This window comes from Fulvivirga lutea (assembly GCF_017068455.1).
Lineage (GTDB): Bacteria > Bacteroidota > Bacteroidia > Cytophagales > Cyclobacteriaceae > Fulvivirga > Fulvivirga lutea.
In genome coordinates this window covers 2,825,340-2,849,291 of record NZ_CP070608.1, presented here as the reverse complement: position 1 = coordinate 2,849,291, position 23,952 = coordinate 2,825,340, and the positions used below count along the sequence as shown (strand labels likewise).

Here is a 23,952-nt window from a genome sequence, read left to right as displayed (position 1 = left end):
TTAATTCTAGGGAACTTTGCATTTGTTTCACAAAATAGAATTATGAGATTAATCTTATTCACAGCCTTTATTTCTCACTTAACATTCATTTCTTTTGGTCAATCATTTGAAAGTCTTAGTGTTCCTGAGTTAGTTAAACATGCGGATGAAGATATTCAATGGATAGATATTGATGGTGATGATGATTTAGATTTATTTATAAGTGACTACCCTTTCGGACCTGCAAAAACACTTGAAGTATACCAAAATAATGGTGGAAGTTTTACCAAACTTACTGGAATTGGTCTTACACCTTTAAGGAAGTCGCATAGCGCATGGGGGGATTTAAATAATGATGGGTATTTAGATGTAGTTAGGATGGGTATTGAAACTGCAGATGTTGAGGGGCCAAATGAGACTTTAATAGGAGTTAATAATGGAGATGGCACTTTTACAGAATTAGATGTTGATAGTGAGCATTCCTATTTTAATGGTAACATAAAAATGGCTGACTTCAACAATGATGGTATTTTAGATATTATTTTATTCGGTTACAATGAAGTCTATAAGCTGAGAACTGTCTTATATAAAAATAATGGTGATTTAACATTTTCAAGGATAACAACATCACAATTCCCAGGATTACAATATGGTAATTTAGATGTGGGTGATTATGATAAAGACGGAGATATTGACTTTCTTCTTTCTGGTCAAGAGAGAACTAATAATAGTTTAACAAATTATATCGCTAACATATATACTAATAATGGCGATTGGGAGTTTTCCGAAGCTCAAATTAACCTTGGCGATAATTTTGAACCTGATTTCAGAACTAGATCATTCTGGCATGATATCAATAATGACGGTTTCTTAGATATCCTAACAGTAGGTGCAGTAAGTACTCAGTCTTATTATTCAACACTCCAATTGGGTTCTGTAGCGGGTTTTAACTTCAAAGAGAACACTGGATTACCTGGTATTTATGAAGTATTTGAACTTAAATTTAGCGATTTAAATAATGATGGAAATGCTGACATTGTTTTAAGTGCATCTTTTGATGACGGATCTGGAACAAGAATTTACTATGGTGATGGTAGTGGAAATTTTAATATTGATTCTAATACTGGAATAGTAAATTATACTTATTCAAGGTTTGCACTAGGTGATTTTGATAATGATTCTAAAGTGGATATAGCAACTACGGGATGGGATTTATCATTTCAACAAGAAACTAATATTTACAAAAACTTGACAGGAAGTAATAATTCCGCTCCATCTGCTCCAACAAACCTCGTAAGTGATGTAAACAATAAATCCGCTGAGTTATCTTGGGACGCCTCAAGTGATGATAATTCCGGGAGTTCTGGTTTGTATTATAATATCAGGATAGGAACAACAGAAGGAGGAATTGAGTTTATTTCTCCTAATGCTAATCTTTCAACTGGATATCTTCAGAATCCAGTGATTGAAAATTTCATCGCTAATAATGGTATCATTTTAAATGATCTACCTGATGGCACATATTATTGGTCAGTACAAAGTATTGACAATGGAGGTAATTTCTCTGAGTTTTCCACTGAAAATACGTTTATTATATCGAGTGCTGATGATCTACCAAATACACCCTCTAATTTAACAGCTTTATATGCAGTAGATGGAAGTGTTGAGCTCACTTGGAACGATCTATCTAACTCAGAAGATGCTTTTGAAATTCGAAGGTCAGTTGGAGCAAATGACAACTTTGAATTATTAGAAGTGTTAAGTGCAAACACAACTCAATATAAAGACATTAATGTTGTTAACGAGGAAACTTATTATTATGAACTTGTAGCTTCTAACATTTCTGGTAACTCTGGGGCAATCGGCACATCAATTACATTACCAGTAAAAGGTTTTTTTAGTCTTTCCACAAACAACACAATAGAAGATTTGCTGTATGGCTCTACGTCTTCAAACATTATTGATTACAATAATGATGGTATGTTAGATATATTCATTTTAAATGACTTTAACGAAAGTCATTTATATAAGAATATTGATGGGGAAAATTTTGAACTGGTTAATAATGATTTAACAAACTCCAGCTTTCAAAAGCGCTCATCAAACTGGGGCGATATTAACAACGATGGATTTCCAGATGTCTTTGTTACATCATCCTCCGTCTATCAAGATAGGTTATATATTAATAATGGAGATGATAGCTTTACCAGAATTGGCGAAAGCGACTTTATTTCAGAAATAGACAATAATGGTTCTACATTTGGTGACGTAAATAACGATGGGTTTATTGATCTCTATACTGCAAATAGTTCGGATGCAAAGGGGGAATTATTTATAAATAACCAAAATAATACATTTACTAGAGTATCTGATGAAAGTAATCAATTTACAAATACTAGTGAGATTGACGCTTCATTTATTGATGTTAATAATGACTTATGGCCAGATTTATTTGGTTCCAGCTACTTCGGGTCTAATCCAATTTACATTAATGATGGGCAAGGAAACTTAGAATTAGATACAAATAACGGTCTAAGTGAATATTCTTCTGCCACTGTAGGGTCTTCTTGGGCTGATTATGATAATGATGGAGATTTAGATGTATTAATAACAAATAACGTAAATGGAGGTGATGAATTTTACGAAAATGATGGGTATGGTGCATTTACTTATACGTTTAATCAAATAACACAGGACTATGTAGGTGGTAGTAGTAGTTCCTGGATTGATTTTGATAATGATGGTTACGAGGATGTTGTTATAGTTACAGATATTGGCAAGGTGCTATATAAAAACTTAGGTAATAAGAATTTTGAATTAATAGACGAGAATGCATTTTCAAATGAATATTATAGTACATCGGTATCTGTTGGGGATATTAATAATGATGGACATCAAGATATTTATGTAACCAGTAATACCCAAAATGAACTTTTTATTAATAATGGCAGCACCAATAATTGGTTAAAAGTCAAATTGTTAGGTATTATAAATAATAAGAATGCAATTGGGAGTAAAATTCAAGTTATTAGATCGGAAGATATTTTAACTAAGGAAATCCATACAAACTCTGGTAATGATAGCCAATCAAGTTTGGTTCAGCATTTTGGCTTGGCACAAAATAATACTGTTGACTTAAGAGTATTTTGGCCAAATAATGGTATTCAAACAATACAAAATGTAGCTGCAAATCAAATAATAACTATAGAAGAAATTCAACTTTTAGAAGCCCCTACTAATCTAGTGTCTAACGGCATTGATGATGATATTCTCTCATTATCTTGGGAAGATAATTCAATTAATGAAGTAGGATTTATTATTCAAAAGAGAATTAATAATTTGGGGCATTACTATAATTATGATACCGTTAGCTCTAATATTACTACTTACAATAGGAGTGTTACTAGTGAAAACAATTTAGAGTTTAGAGTATTAGCTTATGAGGACAATGGCTATTCACTACCAAGCAACACAATTAACGTGGGCTTCCCACCATTTGCTCCTAGTAATTTGGAAGTCAATATTTATAATGAGCAACAGCTAATTTTAACTTGGAATGATAATTCTGAAAATGAAATTGGATTTGTTTTGGAAAGATCTGAAGTTGATAATCTTAATTATTACAACTTAGATACAATTTATGCGAATTCCTCACTTATATACTTTGATAATAATGTTGTGATTGGCGATGAATACTTTTACAGAGTAAGAGCTTACAACGATTATGGCTCATCTGCTTATTCTAATGAAGTTTCTGATATACCTGAAGGAAACCCTCCAATTGAACCGACAAATTTGATTTTAGATCAAGTGGATAATACTATACAATTAACTTGGATCGATAATTCTGATGATGAGGAAGGTTTTATTATTTATAAATCAATCAATAATAATTCAAACTATGAGCCGATAGATTCAATAACTTCAAATATTACAACTTATTCTGATGCTGATTTAACCAACAGAACAACCTACTTCTATACAGTTTATGCATACAACGTATCAGGTAGATCTTTTAGATCTAATGAAGCATCAATATTGACTGAGTTTGATGAAGAAGTTGATGATGAAGTAACATCTGTAGATAAGGCTTTGGATAATAAAATAATTGTTTACCCGAATCCTACGATCGATGGTGAAATTAAATTAAGATATAACTTCAAAAATCTTGCTCAATATAGAGTTGTAAATATAGCAGGCCAAGAAGTTGTCAATGGCACCTTGAGCAATAGTAGTACTCATGTTATCAATTTAAGAAATAATAGTCCTGGCAAGTATATACTATTAATTACTGATGATAAAAAGACGCATATATTTTCATTTATACTGGAAAAGTAACTACGACCTTCCCCACCGTTTTTCCTGACTGAAAGAGCTTTATTGCCTCATGCATTTGTTCAAATTCAAAGGTATGGCCAATGAATGGGGCTGGTAAATTCATGGCTTCCATTTCTGTGATGATCTGTCTCATTAACTCACGTTTATGGTATAACCAAATCAAGTTAAATCCTAAAATGGCCTTGTTACTTTCAATCATCCCTTGAGGATCAATTTTAGGTCTGGTTAAGTATTTCCAGATAAGATCAGGCCAATTAGGAATATTAGTATTACTACCGTACCTGGCAGAACCATAATTAATTAATCTGCCTTGTGGAGCAAGTAATTCAAACCCAGCTTTAAACACTTTACCTCCAATACATTCCATCACAATATTTAACTCTCTGTCTTTTAGTTTTTCTTCTAACTTTCGTTTGAATGAACTATCTCTGACAATAAAATCATCATAACCTTCTCTTTTGAGAACATCAATTTTGGAAGAACTTCCTATCGTACCAATTGTATAGGCCCCTACTTTCTTAGCCATTCTATTAGCCTGAATTCCAACACCACCGGCTGCACTATGGATTAACACTGTATGCCCCTTTTGAATATTACCCAGATTAAAAAGACCGTAATAGGCAGTTAATGCCTGCACCAAATAACCAGCACCTTCTGCATACGACCAGCCATCAGGTAGTTTAGTAATATAATCTGAATGCAGGTTGAGGTAATTTGCATAACCTCCAAACCGAGTTACCCCCATCACTTTATTGCCTACTTCCCACTCACTGACATCTGACCCAAGCTTAGATATTACACCACAAAATTCTAAACCAGGCACAAAACTACCCTTTGGTGTGGCACTATAAAGCCCAAGAATTGCAAATATATCTGCGAAGTTGAGTCCTATGGCCTTCACTTCTATTTGCACTTCATTCTTTTCAGGTTCTCCTAAAGGTTCTTCAACCAACTTAAGCCGATTGATATTTCCAGCTTTATTAATTCTATAGGCTAATCGATTCATCTAATAAAAAGTATTTTTAAAATTCCACTGCTAGCATGCTAATCCTTCCAAGCCAACGTTTAACTTTAAGTTTATGCCAAAAATAATTTGTATCATATTTCTTACTGCATTAATCTGTTTTTCTATAAGCAGTAGCGGGCAAAAATATAACTACAGTATACACTTGGCCGGTGGTAAAATTGGTGGAATTAACGCCACTTTAACAGAAGAAAATGGTGTTCAATATTATGAAATAGAGTCTGATGTAACTTTCAAAGTACTATTCAAAAAGTATAATCGAAGAACCATTCATAAAGTAACATTTTCTGATGGTTCCATTGATGAAAGCTATACCGCTGTTTATATGAATAAAAATCAGGAAGATTCTGCTTCATTGGTTCATATTTCAAATCACCAGTATCTATGTTTTATGACTGAAAAAGATGAACGCTACAAAAAGAACTTTGGAGCAATTAGTTTTCCATCCGCCATGCTGTATTACAAAGAGCCTAAAGGTGTGAGTAAAGTCTTTTCAGAGCGTTTTCTGGACTATTGCCCAGTAGAAGTTTTGGAAGAAGGCAAATACATGGTATACCTCCCTAATGGCAAAGAGAATGTATATACCTATAAAAATGGGGAACTCATAAGTGTTTTTATCGATCGTACTTGGTTTAATATTGAGTTTAGAAAGATGTAGAATTTAACTCCAAGTGTGTAAGATTCAAAACAAGTTGAAAAACTATTTGAAATAACCAAGTAAATGGTTTTGAACCTAGTTTTTAATAAATTTAAATGTCTTTGTTATTGTTTTTGATGATATTGTTAAAAAATAAATACCATTTGGTAACTCAGATACATTAATAGCTTTGTCTTCCAAAAGCTTCCCCGTTTTGATTTCTTGACCATTAATATTTGTTATATGATATTGATTAGATGCATTAATTCTAACTGAATTGTTGATTTTCAAAATATCTGAAGTAGGGTTAGGATAAACTTTTAGATAATACTCATTGCTGTCAAAAGAAACACTTGTTATTTCCTCTTCATTTATTATTTCCTCTTCATTTATTGGTAATTCACATACTTCATTATTACCAATATAAAGTAATTCAGAAGGCGCCCAAAATGAATATGCATATCCCGTTTTTTCACCTATCACATATTCCTCCGTTAGCTCTTTGCTTAAAACATCATATGAATATAATGAACCATAGATATTGGTTTCGAAGTTGACATATGGATTTGCCATGCCATAGAGCTTGCAGCCTCTTTTTGCCAAGCTTCCTATTGGATTATTTAAATTTGAATCAAAAATGTATTCTTCCTGATAATCAGAACCGTCTGTATTAATACTAAATATCAAACCTCCTGTATGTAAAGCTGCATCAATGGTCATTCCTCCTGAAGATAGTAAGCCAAACAATCTTCCATCAACGACTATTAGACCATCAACTGCCTTTTCATTTGGTTCGAAATTGTGCAAAAGATTAAAATCATCAGAGGATGGATCAAACGAAACAATATTTCTAGAATTAGCAAAATAGAGTTTATTATCAAAAAGAAGTATTTCACTTCTTAGATCTCCAAAAAATAACTCTTCGTATGAAATAAATTCCTTAGAGTTTAGATCAATCGAAAACAAGAAGCTATTTACAATCTGATTACTAATACCCCAAAGTTTATTGTCAAATACTAAAAATTTACCTTTAAAATCATATAACCGATCCTCAAATTGAAATTCTAAAAAATCATTTACATCCCCTGTAATGACATCTACATTAAAAATGACACCTCCAAATAGTCCAACATCATCTGAATTAGCTTTAAGCCATATTTTACCTTCATGGTAGGTGAGATTTAATTCACTGTTAAACTGAATATCCGCCCCTGAAAATCTCCTAATAATTGAAAAGTTCGACCCATCAAGATTTATATGGTAAAGTGCAACATAAAAATTAGAATTATAATCAAATGCTCGAACTAAACCCCATAACTTATCTCCAACTTTAATAGGCGCACCCCTAGTTGTGCAACCAAGATAACAAGGATTCAAATCTCTAATAGTGGTCAATTCGTTTGGTTCTGTATCATACTCAAGTAATCTATCGTTATAAAATAAATATATAGTTGAACCATTAAAGATTGGTGTGGTTAAACTTGGTTCTTCGAAAACCCGGATTATCTCATTCAATTCATTCATTTGGAATATTCCCTCATCGCTTGAAAAATATAGATACCCGTTATTATATGCTAAATCACCATATAACCTACCTGACACATCTGGATTATGTTGTTGCAAATCCTGACCATCTAGATTGAAACTTCTTATACCATTATTTTGAGTATAGCCACTATTTATTGAATAAATTCTATTATTAAATTGAATGAAGCTGAAATTTGAAAATTCCTCTACTGTATTTTCTGGACTGCCATTATAAACCTCATGTAGTATTGAGTAGTCTCCTAATTCTATGTTGTACTTATATATATGATAATCAATACTGGCACCCCACAACTCACCATTCATGTAAAACAATTTTCCTAATGGATGCTTTCCGGTTTTAACTCCATCAAAATGCTCAAGAACTGTCAACGAACCTTCATTTATACTGAAGCTATATATAGTACCTAAATCAAAATTCCCTCCTAGTTTACAAGTACCATATATTATGTCATTATGGATACTTATACCATTTGGCTCATATCCACTCTGTTCATCAAACTGATGAAGTACTTTAAAGTTATTTGTTGCTAATTCAATTGAATATAAAACACCATTATCATTACCCCCACCTTCTTTAGTAATACCATATAAGAACCCATTATTCAGAACAAGAGAACTCTGTGGTTCTTTACCATTGTTTCCATCAAATTCAACTATTCTTTCTAACGTACTCCCATCTTTAGCTAATTTTAAAACCACTCCTCTTCCGTATGGACCATCAACGAATGCAGTCCATAAATAATCATCGACTTCTGTGAATGAAGTGTTATTTGGAATTGAGAAACTGCCGCTATTAAAACCTCTTAAAATATTTAATTTCTCATCACCTTCATCGAAACTAAACAATTGATAATTATTTCCTAGTTCAGTATCAGGTTTGCCATACCCATAAAACTGAGAATTCCCAGTAAGAGGCATTTTGAATAAAATCAAAAATACTATCGACTTTAATAAATTGTTGGAGTATAAATTGGTCATAAGATAGGTATGTTTCTACGGCAAAACACAATTTTAATTGAAAACCTTATTTTTAACTATTCAATGTAATATTTTTACTATTAATGGATCAATTCGAATACGTTGTCGTTCTTACTTCTTTAATATTAGGTTTGGGCATAGCCCAAATACTCACAGGCATAGCTGATGTAATTTCTAATTTCAGAAATACCAAGCTATATCTACCCCACACCCTCTTCGTGATCTTTATATTTCTTCTACACATACAAGATTGGTGGATCAATTACGAGTATGCCAATGTGGTGGAATCTTGGACATTAAAAGTAGTTTTGCTTCTTTTAGCCTACCCGATTGCTTTGTTTATTATGGCCAGAATGATTTTTCCCACAGGTTTGAGAAGTGCAGAAACTGATTTCAAACAATACTATATAGATCAGTGGAGATACCTATTTATTATAGGTTCCTCCACTGTTGTTTTAAGTATCTTACACAATTCAATTATTTCAGAGATGCCGTTAAGCATGCAGTTACCACAGTTCGCGTACCTTCTGACATACATCGTGTTTATCGTATCTAAAACCAATAACCACTGGGCTCATTTGGCATTCCAAAGTATTACGTTTTTAGGCATCGTCATTTACATACTCACAGATATGCGTATGCTAGATTCATATATGCCTTAGGAGAAGCTAACAATTTGATCCAGTCCTAAACGCTGCTGCTTTGCTTCTTCTTTTTCTTTTAATTGATCAGGTAATTGATCAGGATTACCTAAATGACCTAAGGCAAAAACACATATAGCATCGTAATGATCATCCTTAACTACTTCCTTTTCTGCTTTATCACGATCGAAGCCAGCCATTTGGTGTAGATACAATCCATTGGCCGTAGCTTGTGTTGCCAAATTGGCCACTGCCTGGCCTGAATCATACCAGGAATGAGCATTTGGCTTGCCGTTATGATCAAAAGCTTTCTTAGCGCAAACTAACACCACAACAGGGGCTGTTTTCACCCAATTTTGATTGAATTCTCCGAGAGTATTGAAAATCTTATCATACATCTCCTCTCCTTTTATTCCCACTTTAAAACGCCATGGCTGCTCATTAAAACAACTTGCCGCCCATCTGGCTGCTTCAAAAAGCGGCATGATGTCTTCTTTGGTCACTGCTTTATCAGCAAATGCCCTTGGGCTCCATCGGTTGGCTATCGGTTCAATAATTGGGTATTGATTGTCTATTTTTGGTTTCATTCGTTATTTATTTGTTTATTGCTGCATACAATTCTTGTGGAAGCAACCCGCTGCCTCCACCATAATGTTCAATTAATTTTATTGACAGTTTTTCTGCGCTAATTCTATCTCTTAGCATATCAATTTCTTCATTGGTAATACCTCCGCCTACCAGTAGTATATCATACGTGTTCAAATCCACATTATCAAGCTCTTTGTATATTGAATAGCCTTCACCTGTAAATTGTTCTAAATTATTTACTAACCTAGTCAGTAATGCAGAAATGGTTTTAGCTAATATGATAACACGATACTTCTTTTCCATTTATAAAGTCATAGGCACTTCCATTAAAAGCACCCGTGCATTGTCACTGGTTGCTTTTACTGATAGCTTGTCGGTTTCACTGATACCCAAGCCATCACGTTTAGTTAGTTTTTGTCCATTGATTTCTACTTCCCCTTCTAGAATGAAGGCATAAACCCCATTATCCGCTTTATTGAGACAATATTCAGTCTCAACACCTTTGTCAAACTTGCCAAGGTTAAACCATGCATCCTGATGCACCCATACGCCTTGATCGTCTTTATTTGGTGATAAGACCTGATAGAATTCATTTTTCTTCTCTACATCACGAATCGAAATCTGATCGTAACGAGGTTCTACATTCTTTTTATTTGGAAATACCCAGATCTGAAGGAATCGAACTTCCTTATCATCATTGGCATTAAATTCACTGTGGAATATTCCTGTTCCTGCACTCATCACCTGCACATCTCCTTCTCTAATGATGGCTTCATTACCCATGCTATCTTTATGCTTTAAGTCACCTGATAGTGGTATTGAAACAATTTCCATGTTATCATGTGGGTGCGTTCCAAAGCCTCTGCTTGGCGCCACGATATCATCATTCAACACTCTTAAAACTCCAAAGTGTACACGCTCAGGGTTGTAGTAATTGGCAAAACTGAATGTGTGATGAGAATCTAGCCAACCATGATTTGCATGGCCTCGGGTTTCTGCTTTGTGCAATACTGTTTTCATTGTTCTTTCCTCCTTATTTGGTAGGTGATTAAACCCTACCGGTTTTAATAATTCTTTTTTTGATGATTGATCTTCTGCTTTTAAAATGCTACTTCCAACCACTGCTGTTGCAGTGCCTAAAAGTGCTTTTGAGATAAAGTTTTTTCTGTTCATGGCATTAATCAATGTTTACACATCAAATAACGCAATGAATCAGAAGAAGGGTATTACAAAAATGTCGGGTATGACTATAGAAATGTCGGAATATGAGAAATTAGGGCAAAATCTCCTTTATTTTGAAAACTCTTGTTTAAACTGACCAGGAGTTACACCCACTATATTTTTAAAAAACGTGCTGAAATGGACAGGCTCTTTAAAGCCAAGGTGTAGCGCTACTTGTTTAGATGATAAATCTGAATGCAGGAGTAATCGTTTGGCTTCCATGATAATACGGTCGAGTATATACTCTTTAGCTGTGTAGCCCAAATTCTCCTTCACCACTTCATTTAAATGCTTAGGTGTAATATTTAGCCTATTGGCATACTCATTTACCTTATGTAATTCCATATAATGGCTCTCTACCTCATTCCTGAAGTCGATGAGTACACAAGAAGCTTGTGTTTCCAAAGGCTCTGGAAATTCACACGCGTGGTTGCAATGAATCAGCAAGAGCTGTAACAAAGCTCCTAAAGCTTCATTTTTATAGGCTCCATCACCTTCAAAGAAAGGAAGCATCTGTTCGATTACAGATTCAATAGTTAATGCAGGTTCATCTTCTAGCTTTAATGGCGGGGATTCATTGTAAGGTTTAAAAAGATTAATATTCTTGATAAATGAGGTAGGTATATTGTTGATCAGTAAGAAATCTGCAGAAAATGAAAGTACCCAGCCATAAGGCTTCTCAGTGGTTGATATTTGATGAATTTGCCCAGGAGAAAGGAAATAGATTTGATTGTCCTCAAGATCATATTTATTAAAATCTACAAGATGAAACCCTTTCCCTTTTTTGATCCAAATAATAGCATAAAAATCATGACGGTGTGGATCATCAGTAGTGCCGTTCACATCATCATAATGATCTTCCATTTTTTCCAGTCTAAAAAATCTGGATGGATGCTGCTCATCTTGCAAGCTATAGACTTTAATATCTTTTTTTTCCTTCACTAATTATAAACTTTTGCGTAAATTAGTTGAGAATTGAATCAATTAATAGAGCTTTCTGTTATTTTACGTAACATTAATATTCAATTTAGAAACACCAAATAATCATGAGATATCCCATTTTCTTTTTTGTTTTTGTCTTGGCAGTAGTTGTCGGCCTCGCCATGATGTTTACAAATTATAGTAATCCTGTTGACCGATTGAATGGTTTAATGGCAGATGAGCCTATTGATGATTGTTATGACAATACAATGGAGGCATGGTTTATTGAATTCAACGAATCACAAGAAGAAGGTGTTACTATGGAAGAGGCTGATCAAAAAGCAGCCAAAAAAGCACTTAATCAATTCGAAGAGTGCAAAACATCCGATAAATAATAATTATTACCTTTAACTTATACTTAGAGATCATTAGTGATCTCTTTTTTTTTGATATGAAAAAACTTTCAGCACTTCTGATATTGAGTTTGACCATTACTTCCATTTCTTGGTCACAAAGTGATGTGAAGCCGGTTATTTTGAAATCAGTTGAAGATAACACTACCTATTATACCCAATTGCTTAAAGAAATAGTAAACATTAATAGTGGCACCATGAACTTCAAGGGTGTTCAAAAAGTAGGTAACCGATTGGTAGAGGAATTTAAAAAATTAGGGATGGAAGCTTCTATGACCTCTGGTGATGCATTTGGAAGAGCAGGTCATCTAGTAGCATCCAATAACGGAACTAAAGGCATTAAAATACTAATGATAGGTCATTTAGATACCGTATTTGAACCTGAGAGCCCCTTTCAGAAGTATACCATGGTTAATGATTCCATCATGCAGGGACCGGGCGTTGCTGACATGAAAGGTGGCGATATTATTATCCTGCTTGCACTGAAAGCACTGAAAGACGCAGGTGTTTTGGAAAACCTTTCAGTAAAAGTGGTAATGACAGGTGATGAAGAGCGTAGCGGATCTCCCCTCGCCCTATCAAAAAAAGAACTGACTGATGCAGCTGATTGGGCGGATATTGCCCTTGGTTTTGAAAATGCTGATGGAAACCCTAAAACAATTGTCACTTCTCGGAGAGGTTCTACCAGCTGGACACTAAACGTAAAGGGTAATGCTGCACATTCATCGCAGGTATTCACTGATAAAGTAGGATCAGGCGCCATTTATGAGGCTTCACGCATACTCAACTCATTTTATCAGGAATTGTCAAAAGAAGAAAACCTTACTTTTAATCCAGGTTTAATTCTTGGAGGAACTGATGTAACCTATGATGATTCTAAAAGTGCAGGCACAGCTTATGGAAAACAAAATGTAGTTGCTAAAGATGTGATTGTAAAAGGTGACATTAGAGCGGTTTCATTAGAACAGCTCGCTATGGCAAAAGAAGTGATGAACAGAATTGTCACTGAAAATTATCCTGAAAGTTCGGCTGAACTTATCTTCGATTCAGAAGGTGGTTATCCTCCATTAACAAACACTAAAGGCAATGAATTTTTATTGAACCTTTATAATATGATAAGTCGTGAATTGGGCTATGGACATGTAACCGCAGTTAATCCCAGAAATGCAGGGGCTGCTGATATTTCATTTACATCAGGAAGAGTGGATATGGCCGTAGATGGTTTAGGGCTTTCTGGTGCCGATGATCATACAATAAATGAAACAGGAAACTTAAATATGATCTCCGTTCAAGCTAAAAGAGCTGCCTTGTTAATGTATCGATTGTCATCCAGAAGGTAATCTAAATAGTACTATTTTTATATTCAGAATTTTTTTCGAATATAATTTGATTGAAGCCTGAGACTTAATCAGAGAATTAATATATTGCGATCATAATTAGTATGGTTTATGACTCAAAATTCTGATCGTTTTATAAGTAAGGTTGAACTAATTATGGACTCACCAACCGAACGCAATAAATTTAAAGGATTAACAAATTTCGATGACAAGATTGCCTTTCTAAGAGGTCATTTTATCATGGACGAGATGTCTATCAGACTTCTTGAAAGAAAGTACCTTTTATCTGAAGCGAGCAGAGAAACTTTGATGAACCAAATCGAGGATATAGTACTTCGCTCTGAAAATTAGACATAAAAAAACCGGATTTAACCGGCTGCTTAGCTGAGAAATTCATTTCTCTTTATGCGATACTCCGCTTTGTTTTTTGGCTAGTACCGCTACACTTGGTAATGACAACTTACTGTCATTATTTTCTAACACTAAGAACGTATTGTAGAGAGAATAGTTCCAATTTCTGGGATTAATAAATTATCATCAAACTATTCCCTTAGGATGAACAACCTTTCTGTTATTGTTCCCTCATTGGTTATTATTCTGTAGAAGTAAAGGCCTGAGGTAACGTCAGGTAGTGCAATGGAATTACTAGTTGAAAATAATACGTCTTCAAATATCAACTGCCCTTCCCTATTTATTAATTGAAATGTAATGGAAGATCCATCGAAATCTTTAGTTAATACACTTAAAAAGTCTTCAGAACTTAATGGATTTGGAAATACAAGTACTTTCGATTCTTCTAAATAGTACACTCCAATCGTATCACTTACCAATTGCTCTCCATTGTCAAATAGTAAGGTAGCTCGATACCTGTTCAATCCATTGGAAGGGTCAGTATCGATTCCGGTAGTGACAAGATTAACAACAGGCATGGTACCAAGATTAAAAACTTGTTCTGATTCCAACGTTTCAAACATTACTTCCTTAGCTCCATATGTAAGATCTAATGATAAATCAAGCTGAATTTGATTCTCCACCACATTGGCTGAAAATGATGATATAAAACAATTAGTTCCTAATAGGTCAACATCAAAAGTGGGTGAACCAATTAATTCAGGAGGATTAGCGAACCTTGGTTTAACGGTTAAAAAATTTGTACTAAGCTGATTTCTATTAATAATCATGGAGGTGTCAGAGGTAATGGAGAAATTTTCTAGATAGTTGCTGTTGGTAATGGTGCTCAACTGATAATCAACGACACCCTCAATTTTTGGCCAGCTCACGAGTAAAGAATCTGCACAATTAAATAATACACGCACATTCAATGGCCTTGAAATAGCAAATAAATCAGTCTCATGTATATCTCCATTTACAATTATTCTGGCTCTACCGTGTGCAGTCATTGAAGGCGGCTGCCACCTGTAATAGCCCTTTTCCAAATTCACATTGTCATCGATCAATAACCACTCATTACCATCATCTATACTGTATTCCAATCTGCCTGAGCCAATTAATGTAGTTTCCCACCTAAAGTAGCTTGCGGTTTCGCCATTGTAAGGCATATTGTCTGTAGAGGTTGGGAAAGTCCATTCAAATGAATCTAGTATGTCATAAGAATAAGTAACATAAAATGGCTGAGGACTGCCGGCAATATCAAAACCCTGAACAACCACATTATAATCACCACCTTCAGGCACTTCAATACTTATTAGCTCAACATTATTCAAATGATCAGCATCTCTTGTGGGTTCATTGCTAATTCCTGATGGAGTCTCATTTAATACCCACGGTAAGGTAGTAATGTCATCTTTCTCCAGTTTAATATCCAGATCATTAATTAACGACTTAGATGAATTTGGCAGTCCCGGGACATCAGTCCAACACAACGTAACTTTGAGATTTACTGCATTTGGAGGCACTGTTAGGTTAACAATAGATTCTTCGCCATTAGTCAGGGATCCGCTGAAAAATTGTGAATTAGTAATGATTTGCAAGCTCTTTTTTGCATTCAGTGATCCGTATCCTGTCTGGAAATCAATGCCTTTGGCTCCTACATCATCAGCACCATTGATTAAAGCAGCTTTCAATAATGCCGACTCGGGATATTCATTATTAATAGCCTTATACTCTTGTTGGAGCAATGCTGCAACGCCACTCACTAATGCTGCTGAATTAGATGCTCCCACGGCACTGTAGGCCACTAACTCAGGCTTTATTCGTCCATCGTAAGCAGGCCCAACAGAAACGAATACTGGTTGATTATTTACTGTATCTACAGAACCTACCACCAGGGAATTTTTGGATTGCTTGAAATTACCTGTAAGGTTGGCGGTTCCCTCCAATCCAGCATACGTACCTGACTCAGGGGTTGATTCTCCCAAATTACCTGATGAAAATACATGTAATAATTGCGTATTATCGATGGAGCTCTGATCGTATGCTTCGGCTAATGCCCCATAAAAGTTTTCGATTTCTGTTCCGTAAGAATGATTTTGAATAAAAGCATTGAGATTAATGAAATCTGAGGCATCATCCGGGACAATAGAAGTGAAATCTGAAGACGTTATTTGCGCTGCATCGGCTACTCCCCTTCCTGTAATAAAAGAGTTACCCGCACCAGCAATAATCGTAGACATTTCAGTGGCATGATTATCCACTACGTTAGACTCCAAACTTGAGTTGATGGATCTTCCTAACAGATCTATGTCCACTTTATCAAACAACTGTTCCTGAATGGAGACCACTATCCCCTCTCCATTTAAATCAGGCCGAAGGTTATGAATAACATTTATTTTATTGGGATTTAAATTCATATCCAATACCCGTGATTCAACCGTTGGCACTAGACTTTCAGAACCCACATAAATAATTTCGTTATCTGAAAGAAGTTCCTCCAGTAGGTCTTTATCATACTTAACGGAATAGAGATTTGGAGCTATTTTCTTACAGTTACTGCATGAATAACTGTCAGTTGCTTTAAATACTAAATCATCATCAAACTGATTATCGAATACTATTTCATCGGTCAATTTCCATTGATTATTAATGCGATAAACAGCCTCAATCTCAATTTCAATAGCATTATTAATTTTTCCTATGATGTGCCTGCTATCAAGTATTCGATAAACTGTTATACCAGACTGGTTCAATGAATATTGTTCTAAGGATTCTGACAGTTTGATGAGTACATATTCTGAAGAAGTTCTGGTGCTTGCAGCTACTCTTTTCGCTTCGAATTTGGATAAATATGTGTCAATACTGGTTTGGCTGTAAGTAAAGCTTACCAATATGAATTGAAGCAAAAATGACAGATAAAATGATTTCGAAGCTTTGAACATAAAGAACAAAGTAAACCAAAAATTATGAGCTGAGAATAGTTTTTTTTAATGAACCATACCAAGGATATATGTAATCTAATTAAATAGAAGTGTAATGGTTTAGGTAGCAGAAGGAATCACCTTTACAACCTAAAAGATTCATTTAATAGAGTCTGAACTAAACTTACACACAATGAAAAAAATAAGCTTACTTACAGGCATGCTGTTAATGGTCCTTCATTTTAATGGCTATTCCCAAGAAAAATATGGCGGAACTCTCAACCTTGGTTTGGGCGTGGCAGGGCACTCAGGGTATTATAAATATGCTGGCAGATCAATACCTGTATTCAATATTAATTATGAATTTGATGTAGCTAAGAACTTTACCCTTGCGCCATTTGCAAGTATTTATACATTTAGAGATGAATATTATTGGGGCAATAACAACAACCCGGGCAAATATTACAATTATCGAGAAGTAGTAATTCCGGTAGGCGTTAAAGGCTTTTACTATTTTGACGACCTAATAAACCTGACATCTGATTGGGATTTTTATGCAGGTGCATCGTTGGGATTTGCCATTGTAAACTCAAGTTGGGAGTCAGGGTATTTAGGTGATAAAAACTATTACCACAGAAACAATAATGTATTTCTGGATATACACGTTGGTGCCAGCTACCATTTTAATGAGAAAATTGGAGCCTATATCGATTTATCTAGTGGCATATCCACCATTGGTATTCAGATTCAATAAAAGGACAAATTGGTTTCATAGTTCCTAGAGCAAAGATATTTATGAATCACTTTTTGGTGAAACAATTAGTGCGCAACAGGTTTTGTAGTTTAAATTTTTTGAATTTGCACGACAAACACTTCACCATTCAAAATCTCTAATTCAGAGGATAGTGTTCATAAATTCCTAAAGGCAAGAAATACATGTGATATATGTAACTCTTGCCTTTTTGTATGTAGCACATTCGGCAGTCAATAAGCGGAACATTGTACTATAATCAATTCACATAAATAATAATGAAATGAAATTTTTGAAACGAATTCAAATTGTGGCCATGCTGCCACTTTTGCTAGTATTAGGTTGCGATAAAGATGATGATCCTTCTGTTTTAATTCCGGCTGTGGTATCCTCCAATCCGGCATTAGATGAATTAGAAGTAGCGACTAATACGTCTATACAAATCACATTTAACAAGGATATGGACCCAACAACCATCAATAGAACATCTTTTACATTAGAAGAAGGCTCAAATGATATTGTTGGAACGGTAACTTATGATAACAAGACAGCTACTTTTACGCCTATTAGCAATCTGAAATCAGGTTCGGTATTTAATGTTAGTTTGACAACGGATGTTAAAGACCTGGGTGGCAATTCCTTAGCTGGTGTATTTAACTTGAGTTTTACAACAGGTGTAATTGTTGACATTACTAAACCAACAATTCTATCTACCAATCCAGAGGATAATGCCACTAATGTTGCCAGAAATAAAGTGATTTCTGTCACATTTAGTGAGAGTATGAGTGCGGCATCATTTACTGCTACCTCTTTTATTCTAGTACAGGGCGCAAACCCAGTAACAGGCTCAATTGAGTATGGCAATAAAACAGTACGTTTTATTCCTAACAGCATTTTAGATGCTAGTTTAAGTTATACAGCCACAGTGACTACAGGCGTTAAAGATTTGGCTGGAAACGCCCTTGCAAATACCAAAGCATGGACATTTACTACAGGTTCTGAAGCAGGACAAGCAGTCGTAAACCTTAGAAAATCAGGCGATTATGTTATTTTAGCTAAAACGGCAATAAATAATGCTCCTACCTCGGCCATAACCGGAGATTTAGGTTTAAGCCCAGCGGCTACCTCTTTTATTACTGGCTTATCGTTAACTGATGCTACGGGTTACGCAACATCAGCACAGGTTACAGGTAAAGTATATGCTGCAGATATGGCATCTCCTACAAGTACCAATTTAACTACTGCCGTTGAAAATATGATCACTGCTTACAACGATGCAGCAGGACGTCCAACGCCCGATTTCTCAGAATTAGGAACCGGAAATATTGGTGGCATGACCTTAGAAGCTGGTCTTTATAAATGGACCAATACAGTAACGATACCATCAGATGTTACAATATCTGGTAGTGCCGATGATGTTTGGATATTTCAAATAGCAGAGAATTTAACGGTTAGCACTGATGTGAAAATCACTTTAACAGGTGGTGCACAAGCCAAGAACATCTTTTGGCAAGTTGCCGGTGAAGTGGTGATGGGTGCTACTTCTCATTTTGAAGGTAACATACTTAGTATGACAGGTATTACCATGCAAACAGGTGCCTCGTTAAACGGACGTGCTCTTGCTCAAACAGCAGTAATATTAGATGCTAATACGGTAACTATATCACAATAAATAATCAACAATGAGAGCCTTCTGATATAATCAGGAGGCTTTTTCATTCAACGAATAAATTAAACATATAAAATCATGAAAAAAGGAATAATAGTAAGTGCCATTGCAGGTTTTGCAAGCGGTTTAACGGTAGGTTTATTATCAACTTCAAGTAAGGGGTCGGAATTGAGAAATAAATTATTGAAAACTATTAACACTCGATTCACGCATTTTGAAGGAAAGGTGAAAGACCTTTTATCTATAAATGACTCTAATTCAGTGAAGGATAGTAAGAAAACAGAAGAGAAAGTGACAAAATAGTTAGGTAAAATGGGTGTGTAATTTCTCGAATCACCTTATTAAATGATGAAAAGGGCATTAACCAGACTTACTATGAAAGGCTAATATTAGGCTGAGAAGAACTTAAGCCTTTTTCTCATTTACTCTGATCTGCGGCCTTGGTTGCACGCAAAAGAAAAAGCCAATGAAAGAATACACCCATTAAAACTGCAAAATGGAATATCTCATGTGTACCAATATAACCTTCTACTAGTACCGGATATTCGAAAAGATCAATAATAGCTCCAAAGGTATATGCCAAGCCACCATACACTAAGTATTTTATTGAAACATCTTTTCTCAACCTGTAAATACCAATGATTGACGCCAGTCCTAACCAACCGAAAGCCAAATAAACAGAATGCGTTAAATAGGCAGGAATATCGTTGAAATAAATAGACCCTAAGGTTATTCCAACGGACGCTATTACAGAAGCCAGGATAATAACACCCCATTTCATCAATCCTGAAAAAAGAATTTCGTGCACGGCAATTAATGTACCTGCTATGAGTAAAAATATGCCTGCATGATCAAGTACTCGTAAAACGTATCTGGCACTTGTATCGCGAGGTAATAGGTGATAAACACCGCTCATAGACAGTAAGAATACACATGAAATTGAATAAATAATAATTGCAGCCGGATATCTTCTTCCTGCACCCCCCTTCATAAACAACTTTATAGTAAGTAGTAAAACCACAAATGCTCCTAACAGATGTGTCCAGGAGCTTACTGGTTCTTCAAAACCAAGTATAGAATAGTTTTTCATAGAAGTAAGATGATTGAGCAAGAGCAAGGTAACTTAAGGAAATCAAACCTGCCAGTCATTTGATATGAATTACGCCTTACCCAACTTTCGAAGCATTTTTACATGACTCCATAGTGCTGCTGCAAAAGTGTTTTTTACTAGATAGGGTAAATCATACTCTTTAGCCGTTTTAGCTACGATTTTTGAAAGGCTTTTATAATGAACATGACATATTGTTGGAAATAAATGATGTTCTACTTGAAAATTTAATCCACCAATTAACCAGGAAAAAAACGTACTGCTAGGCGCGTAATTGCTTGTTGTAACTAACTGATGTACGGCCCAACTATTATCTATAACACCCTCTTCATCTGCTTGCTGAAACTCAGTGTTTGGCATTACGTGAGCCGTTTGAAAAATAAGGCTAATGCTAAGACCAGTTACAAAATGCATACTTAAAAAAGCTAAGATTATCACCCAAAATGGTAACGGTATAACAATAAGCGGTATGATTAGCGCATAGGAGTAATAAAGTACCTTCCACGAAAAAATGCTTATTAACTGCTTTTTAAATTCATTCTTCTTATTAAAAAAGCCCATTTTATTGTAACGAGAAGCTCTCACAAAGTCTTTCATTGTAATCCAGGATATGGTTGACAGGCCATAAAAAAGCCAAACATATAGATATTGGAATTTATGAATCCAATATCGTTTGGCATACGGTGAAAAACGTAAGAAGAATGGTGTATTAATGTCATCATCGGCCTGATCAATATTTGTATAGGTGTGGTGCAATACATTGTGCTGTACTTTCCAAACGCTTGCGTTTGCGCCTATAAGATTCATCGTGTAACCAACAAATTTATTTATCCTACTATTATTAGAATAAGCTCCATGGATGGCATCGTGCATCACACCCATGCCTACACCGGCCATGCCAAGGCCACTGGTAATATATAAAATGAAGAGCCATAAAATACTGGTAACCATACCTGTACAGAGTATTATTATCGGAATAAAAAAGACAGATAGCATAAATACAGTTTTAAATACCATATTGGTATTTGCTTTTTTGCTTTTATTATGAATTCTAAAGTAGGTATCTATCCTGGCCCGTAAGGTCTGAGCAAATTCAGCGCCTTTGTGTTTAGTAAATGTTAAGTTTTGCATGCTAGTTGTATTTATGTAGCCATATATTTAAGATCTCCTAGTGGCTAATAGGTTTGTAGCTAAGCGAATATCAGGCAAAGTTCATTTCTTGTTTTATTGAGCTTGGAGGAAAGGTTATTTAACATACCTTCCTTTTCACCTTCTTTAAAATCAAAATCGGTATCACTGAGTGTAGGAAATCGCATTTTAAGCATCGCTTTTTGTTCTCTCCAACTTCTTAATATATCCATCACATCTTTTTTATTCCGTTATCCACTAATTCACGCTCGAAGTATACCAAATCCTTCTTTTCAGGGTCTTCTACCCTTTTACAATAATAAACCCGATCGATATATCGCCTAACAACCAGCTTAAGCTGTGGTGCCTCTTTGGCGAAAACGATATCGCCCGCAACAAATTTATTTTCTAAAAATTCTTGTCCCATGTTGTTTTTATTTTCATGTATTAAGGGTAAGCTTTTCATCACTTACCCCTACCATTTTCTAAAGATTGTAGGTAAACCATCTATTAAATACTTCACACTACACTCATTCAGATTTAGTTTTCTTGGGCTAACTCATTTCTTCGTAACCGCTTTTAATAATAGTAGAAATCATTTTAAACCGAACGTTAGCCTTTACAATATTTGGAGAATGTGCAGGTATAATAATTGATTCGCCTGTATTCAATTGATGTTTATGTCCGTCAATGACTATCTCCGCTTTTCCATCAATTACCTGTATAAATGTATCGAATGGTGAGGTTTTCTCTGTAAGTGCCTCCCCTGAATCGAAGGAAGATACCGTTACATTACCTGTTGTTTTCTTGATTATTGTTTTAATTACTACAGAGTTTGGAATGTATTCAATAATCTCAACGATTATGAATGTTTTACCTTTTTCGTACTCTTCACTACTTCCTTTATTAATCTTATCAGTCATTATTTTTCTTATCTCTTCGCTTGGCTTCTTTAACAGCCCTCTTCTCCTTTAGTGTTTTTGTAGGTGGAGTTTTACCTGACTTGGCTTTGCCATCTTTTTCCTTAGACATGAGTTATGCAGTTTAGTGTTATAACTTTAGTAGTCTAAAACTAGTCGTTACTACAGGTAGTTGTGTTACACACTTCTATTTGAGTGTTACATAAATCATAGGTTTGGATTTTTTACGGACCCAATGATGTTGCGCATCATTATGATCCACAATGGACTTAATATGAGGGTAACTGAAATGGTAGATATAACCAATTGATAGGTGTTTTCTGAAATTAAACCTATAAAATAGGCTGTAGCGCCAAGTATAAAGCTAAACTCACCAATTTGTGCTAATATGGCTCCTGTGTATAAACTGTCTTTCCAGCTCTCGCCTAGAAACCTCACAATGAGTGCATTAATCAGATTGTTGGTAAAAAACGCCAGAAATACCAATATGGCCACAAACTTTATATTATCGATGAGGAAGTCCATATTAATTAACATACCTACCGACACAAAGAATAGCGCCACAAATACAATTCTAAAAGCATGAAGGCTTTTATGTACCCAGGAAGTTTCTTTGGCTTTCGAAACAATTATACCAGCAACAAAAGCACCCAGAGCTGATGAAAGACCAAAAAATGAAGTAAGCAATGAGAAGCCAAAGCAGAAGGCAAAGGCTATAAATACCTGAATTTCATGATCTTTTCTAATGTGTTTACCAAAAGGTAATTTGATTATATCCTTCTTTAGAACCCATATAGTTATACCTAAAATGAGCAAGGCCCCTAAAATTTGCTTTCCAACTTCCATAACGGAAAGTACCTCACCTGATAGGTAATTAAGTGTTACGAGCATAGGTACTACCAGAACATCTTGGACTAATAAAATACCAATAATGTTTTGTCCTAATTTAGAATCAATTAAGCCCCTATCTTGTAAGTAACCAAGAACAATTGCCGAACTACTCAGGCTAATAACAAAACCTAAAACGAGTATTTGATTGAATTGCCATGTAAATAAATTCGATACTAGCCAAACAGCTCCAATACTAAAAATAACCTGGATGAGCGTACCTAATACAGGAATTCGCCAATTGGCGATTAATTTATTTATTGAAATCTCCATACCAATGAAGAAAAGCAATAAAATAAGGCCAAATGAGCCCATACTTGATATTAGCGATTCATCCGTGACTAATTGAAAGCCATAAGGACCAATAAAAATGCCTACTAGAATGTAGGCGACAATATATGGTTGCTTTAACCACTTAAACAAAAAGCTGATGAGGATAATACCTACCGAAAGAAAAACTAGCTTAGATAAAATAGGATCAACCTGAACAGCCGACAGAATAGATAAGCTTAATTCATTCATGTCGGCCATAAAACTTGGTTTAAAATA

General features: G+C 35.0%; 22 protein-coding genes. 9 read left to right on the top strand and 13 right to left on the bottom strand.

Features of this window, described 5'->3' with window-relative positions:
- Positions 1-42 precede the first annotated feature (42 nt).
- A complete protein-coding gene (locus JR347_RS12740; RefSeq protein WP_205720980.1) occupies positions 43-4,317 on the top strand; it encodes an FG-GAP-like repeat-containing protein in 4,275 nt (1,424 codons plus the stop codon).
- On the opposite strand, the gene JR347_RS12735 is transcribed toward JR347_RS12740, so the two are convergent.
- The gene (locus JR347_RS12735; protein WP_205720979.1) at positions 4,301-5,323 is read right to left on the bottom strand and encodes a zinc-binding dehydrogenase; all 1,023 of its coding nucleotides are present in this window, start codon (positions 5,321-5,323) and stop codon (positions 4,301-4,303) included. The two genes, JR347_RS12740 and JR347_RS12735, sit on opposite strands and share 17 nt — an antisense overlap.
- Before the next feature lie 73 nt (positions 5,324-5,396).
- Here JR347_RS12735 and JR347_RS12730 point away from each other — a divergent pair, with 73 nt between their 5' ends.
- Positions 5,397-5,999: a DUF6134 family protein gene (locus tag JR347_RS12730; protein WP_205720978.1), complete on the top strand. Its 603-nt coding sequence runs from the start codon at positions 5,397-5,399 to the stop codon at positions 5,997-5,999.
- A gap of 75 nt (positions 6,000-6,074) precedes the next feature.
- Here the strand turns inward: JR347_RS12730 and JR347_RS12725 are convergent, their stop codons facing one another.
- Positions 6,075-8,504, bottom strand: a complete 2,430-nt coding sequence (locus tag JR347_RS12725) for a choice-of-anchor tandem repeat GloVer-containing protein (RefSeq protein WP_205720977.1) — start codon at positions 8,502-8,504, stop codon at positions 6,075-6,077.
- Positions 8,505-8,587: 83 nt separating this feature from the next.
- Between JR347_RS12725 and JR347_RS12720 the strand changes: the two genes are divergently transcribed.
- Entirely contained in the window at positions 8,588-9,166 is a 579-nt protein-coding gene (locus tag JR347_RS12720) for a hypothetical protein (protein WP_205720976.1), read from the top strand.
- On the opposite strand, the gene JR347_RS12715 is transcribed toward JR347_RS12720, so the two are convergent.
- From JR347_RS12715 to JR347_RS12700, 4 genes are all read right to left on the bottom strand, one after another.
- A complete protein-coding gene (locus JR347_RS12715) occupies positions 9,163-9,732 on the bottom strand; it encodes a nitroreductase family protein (protein WP_205720975.1) in 570 nt (189 codons plus the stop codon). The genes JR347_RS12720 and JR347_RS12715 overlap by 4 nt on opposite strands.
- 7 nt (positions 9,733-9,739) lie before the next feature.
- Positions 9,740-10,036 carry a hypothetical protein gene (locus JR347_RS12710; protein ID WP_205720974.1) on the bottom strand — a complete coding sequence of 99 codons (297 nt, stop codon included), beginning with the start codon at positions 10,034-10,036 and terminating at the stop codon, positions 9,740-9,742.
- Positions 10,037-10,753: a pirin family protein gene (locus JR347_RS12705; RefSeq protein WP_394369453.1), complete on the bottom strand. Its 717-nt coding sequence runs from the start codon at positions 10,751-10,753 to the stop codon at positions 10,037-10,039.
- A gap of 270 nt (positions 10,754-11,023) precedes the next feature.
- Positions 11,024-11,896, bottom strand: coding sequence for an AraC family transcriptional regulator (locus tag JR347_RS12700; RefSeq protein WP_205720972.1), 873 nt, complete (start codon positions 11,894-11,896; stop codon positions 11,024-11,026).
- Positions 11,897-12,000: 104 nt separating this feature from the next.
- Between JR347_RS12700 and JR347_RS12695 the strand changes: the two genes are divergently transcribed.
- The 3 genes from JR347_RS12695 to JR347_RS12685 all read left to right on the top strand — a co-directional run bounded on the left by JR347_RS12695 (position 12,001) and on the right by JR347_RS12685 (position 13,976).
- Positions 12,001-12,270, top strand: coding sequence for a hypothetical protein (locus JR347_RS12695; protein WP_205720971.1), 270 nt, complete (start codon positions 12,001-12,003; stop codon positions 12,268-12,270).
- 56 nt (positions 12,271-12,326) lie between these two features.
- Positions 12,327-13,628 (top strand): M20/M25/M40 family metallo-hydrolase, encoded by a 1,302-nt coding sequence (locus JR347_RS12690; protein ID WP_205720970.1) that lies wholly within the window; start codon positions 12,327-12,329, stop codon positions 13,626-13,628.
- Positions 13,629-13,736: 108 nt separating this feature from the next.
- Positions 13,737-13,976 (top strand): hypothetical protein, encoded by a 240-nt coding sequence (locus tag JR347_RS12685; RefSeq protein ID WP_205720969.1) that lies wholly within the window; start codon positions 13,737-13,739, stop codon positions 13,974-13,976.
- Positions 13,977-14,167: 191 nt separating this feature from the next.
- On the opposite strand, the gene JR347_RS12680 is transcribed toward JR347_RS12685, so the two are convergent.
- On the bottom strand, positions 14,168-16,960 hold the full coding sequence (locus JR347_RS12680; protein WP_205720968.1) for a S8 family peptidase: 2,793 nt from the start codon (positions 16,958-16,960) through the stop codon (positions 14,168-14,170).
- Between the two features lie 172 nt (positions 16,961-17,132).
- On the opposite strand from JR347_RS12680, the gene JR347_RS12675 reads away from it, so the two are divergent.
- The 3 genes from JR347_RS12675 (at position 17,133) to JR347_RS12665 (ending at position 19,662) form a co-directional block, all read left to right on the top strand.
- Positions 17,133-17,693 (top strand): hypothetical protein, encoded by a 561-nt coding sequence (locus JR347_RS12675; RefSeq protein ID WP_205720967.1) that lies wholly within the window; start codon positions 17,133-17,135, stop codon positions 17,691-17,693.
- A 280-nt stretch (positions 17,694-17,973) separates the two neighbouring features.
- Positions 17,974-19,362, top strand: coding sequence for an ice-binding family protein (locus tag JR347_RS12670; protein ID WP_235689669.1), 1,389 nt, complete (start codon positions 17,974-17,976; stop codon positions 19,360-19,362).
- 75 nt (positions 19,363-19,437) lie between these two features.
- Positions 19,438-19,662, top strand: coding sequence for a YtxH domain-containing protein (locus JR347_RS12665; protein WP_205720966.1), 225 nt, complete (start codon positions 19,438-19,440; stop codon positions 19,660-19,662).
- Between the two features lie 115 nt (positions 19,663-19,777).
- Here the strand turns inward: JR347_RS12665 and trhA are convergent, their stop codons facing one another.
- The 6 genes from trhA to JR347_RS12635 form a co-directional block, all read right to left on the bottom strand.
- Complete coding sequence (gene trhA, locus JR347_RS12660; protein WP_205720965.1) at positions 19,778-20,449, bottom strand: PAQR family membrane homeostasis protein TrhA; 672 nt, start codon at positions 20,447-20,449, stop codon at positions 19,778-19,780.
- 69 nt (positions 20,450-20,518) lie between these two features.
- Positions 20,519-21,598, bottom strand: coding sequence for a fatty acid desaturase family protein (locus JR347_RS12655; protein WP_235689664.1), 1,080 nt, complete (start codon positions 21,596-21,598; stop codon positions 20,519-20,521).
- Between the two features lie 59 nt (positions 21,599-21,657).
- Complete coding sequence (locus JR347_RS12650; RefSeq protein WP_205720964.1) at positions 21,658-21,828, bottom strand: hypothetical protein; 171 nt, start codon at positions 21,826-21,828, stop codon at positions 21,658-21,660.
- Positions 21,828-22,022, bottom strand: coding sequence for a hypothetical protein (locus JR347_RS12645; protein ID WP_205720963.1), 195 nt, complete (start codon positions 22,020-22,022; stop codon positions 21,828-21,830). Before JR347_RS12645 ends, JR347_RS12650 begins: the two co-directional genes overlap by 1 nt.
- Positions 22,023-22,149: 127 nt before the next feature.
- Positions 22,150-22,518 carry a cupin domain-containing protein gene (locus JR347_RS12640; protein WP_205720962.1) on the bottom strand — a complete coding sequence of 123 codons (369 nt, stop codon included), beginning with the start codon at positions 22,516-22,518 and terminating at the stop codon, positions 22,150-22,152.
- Between the two features lie 204 nt (positions 22,519-22,722).
- The gene (locus JR347_RS12635; RefSeq protein ID WP_205720961.1) at positions 22,723-23,934 is read right to left on the bottom strand and encodes a cation:proton antiporter; all 1,212 of its coding nucleotides are present in this window, start codon (positions 23,932-23,934) and stop codon (positions 22,723-22,725) included.
- Positions 23,935-23,952: the final 18 nt, after the last annotated feature.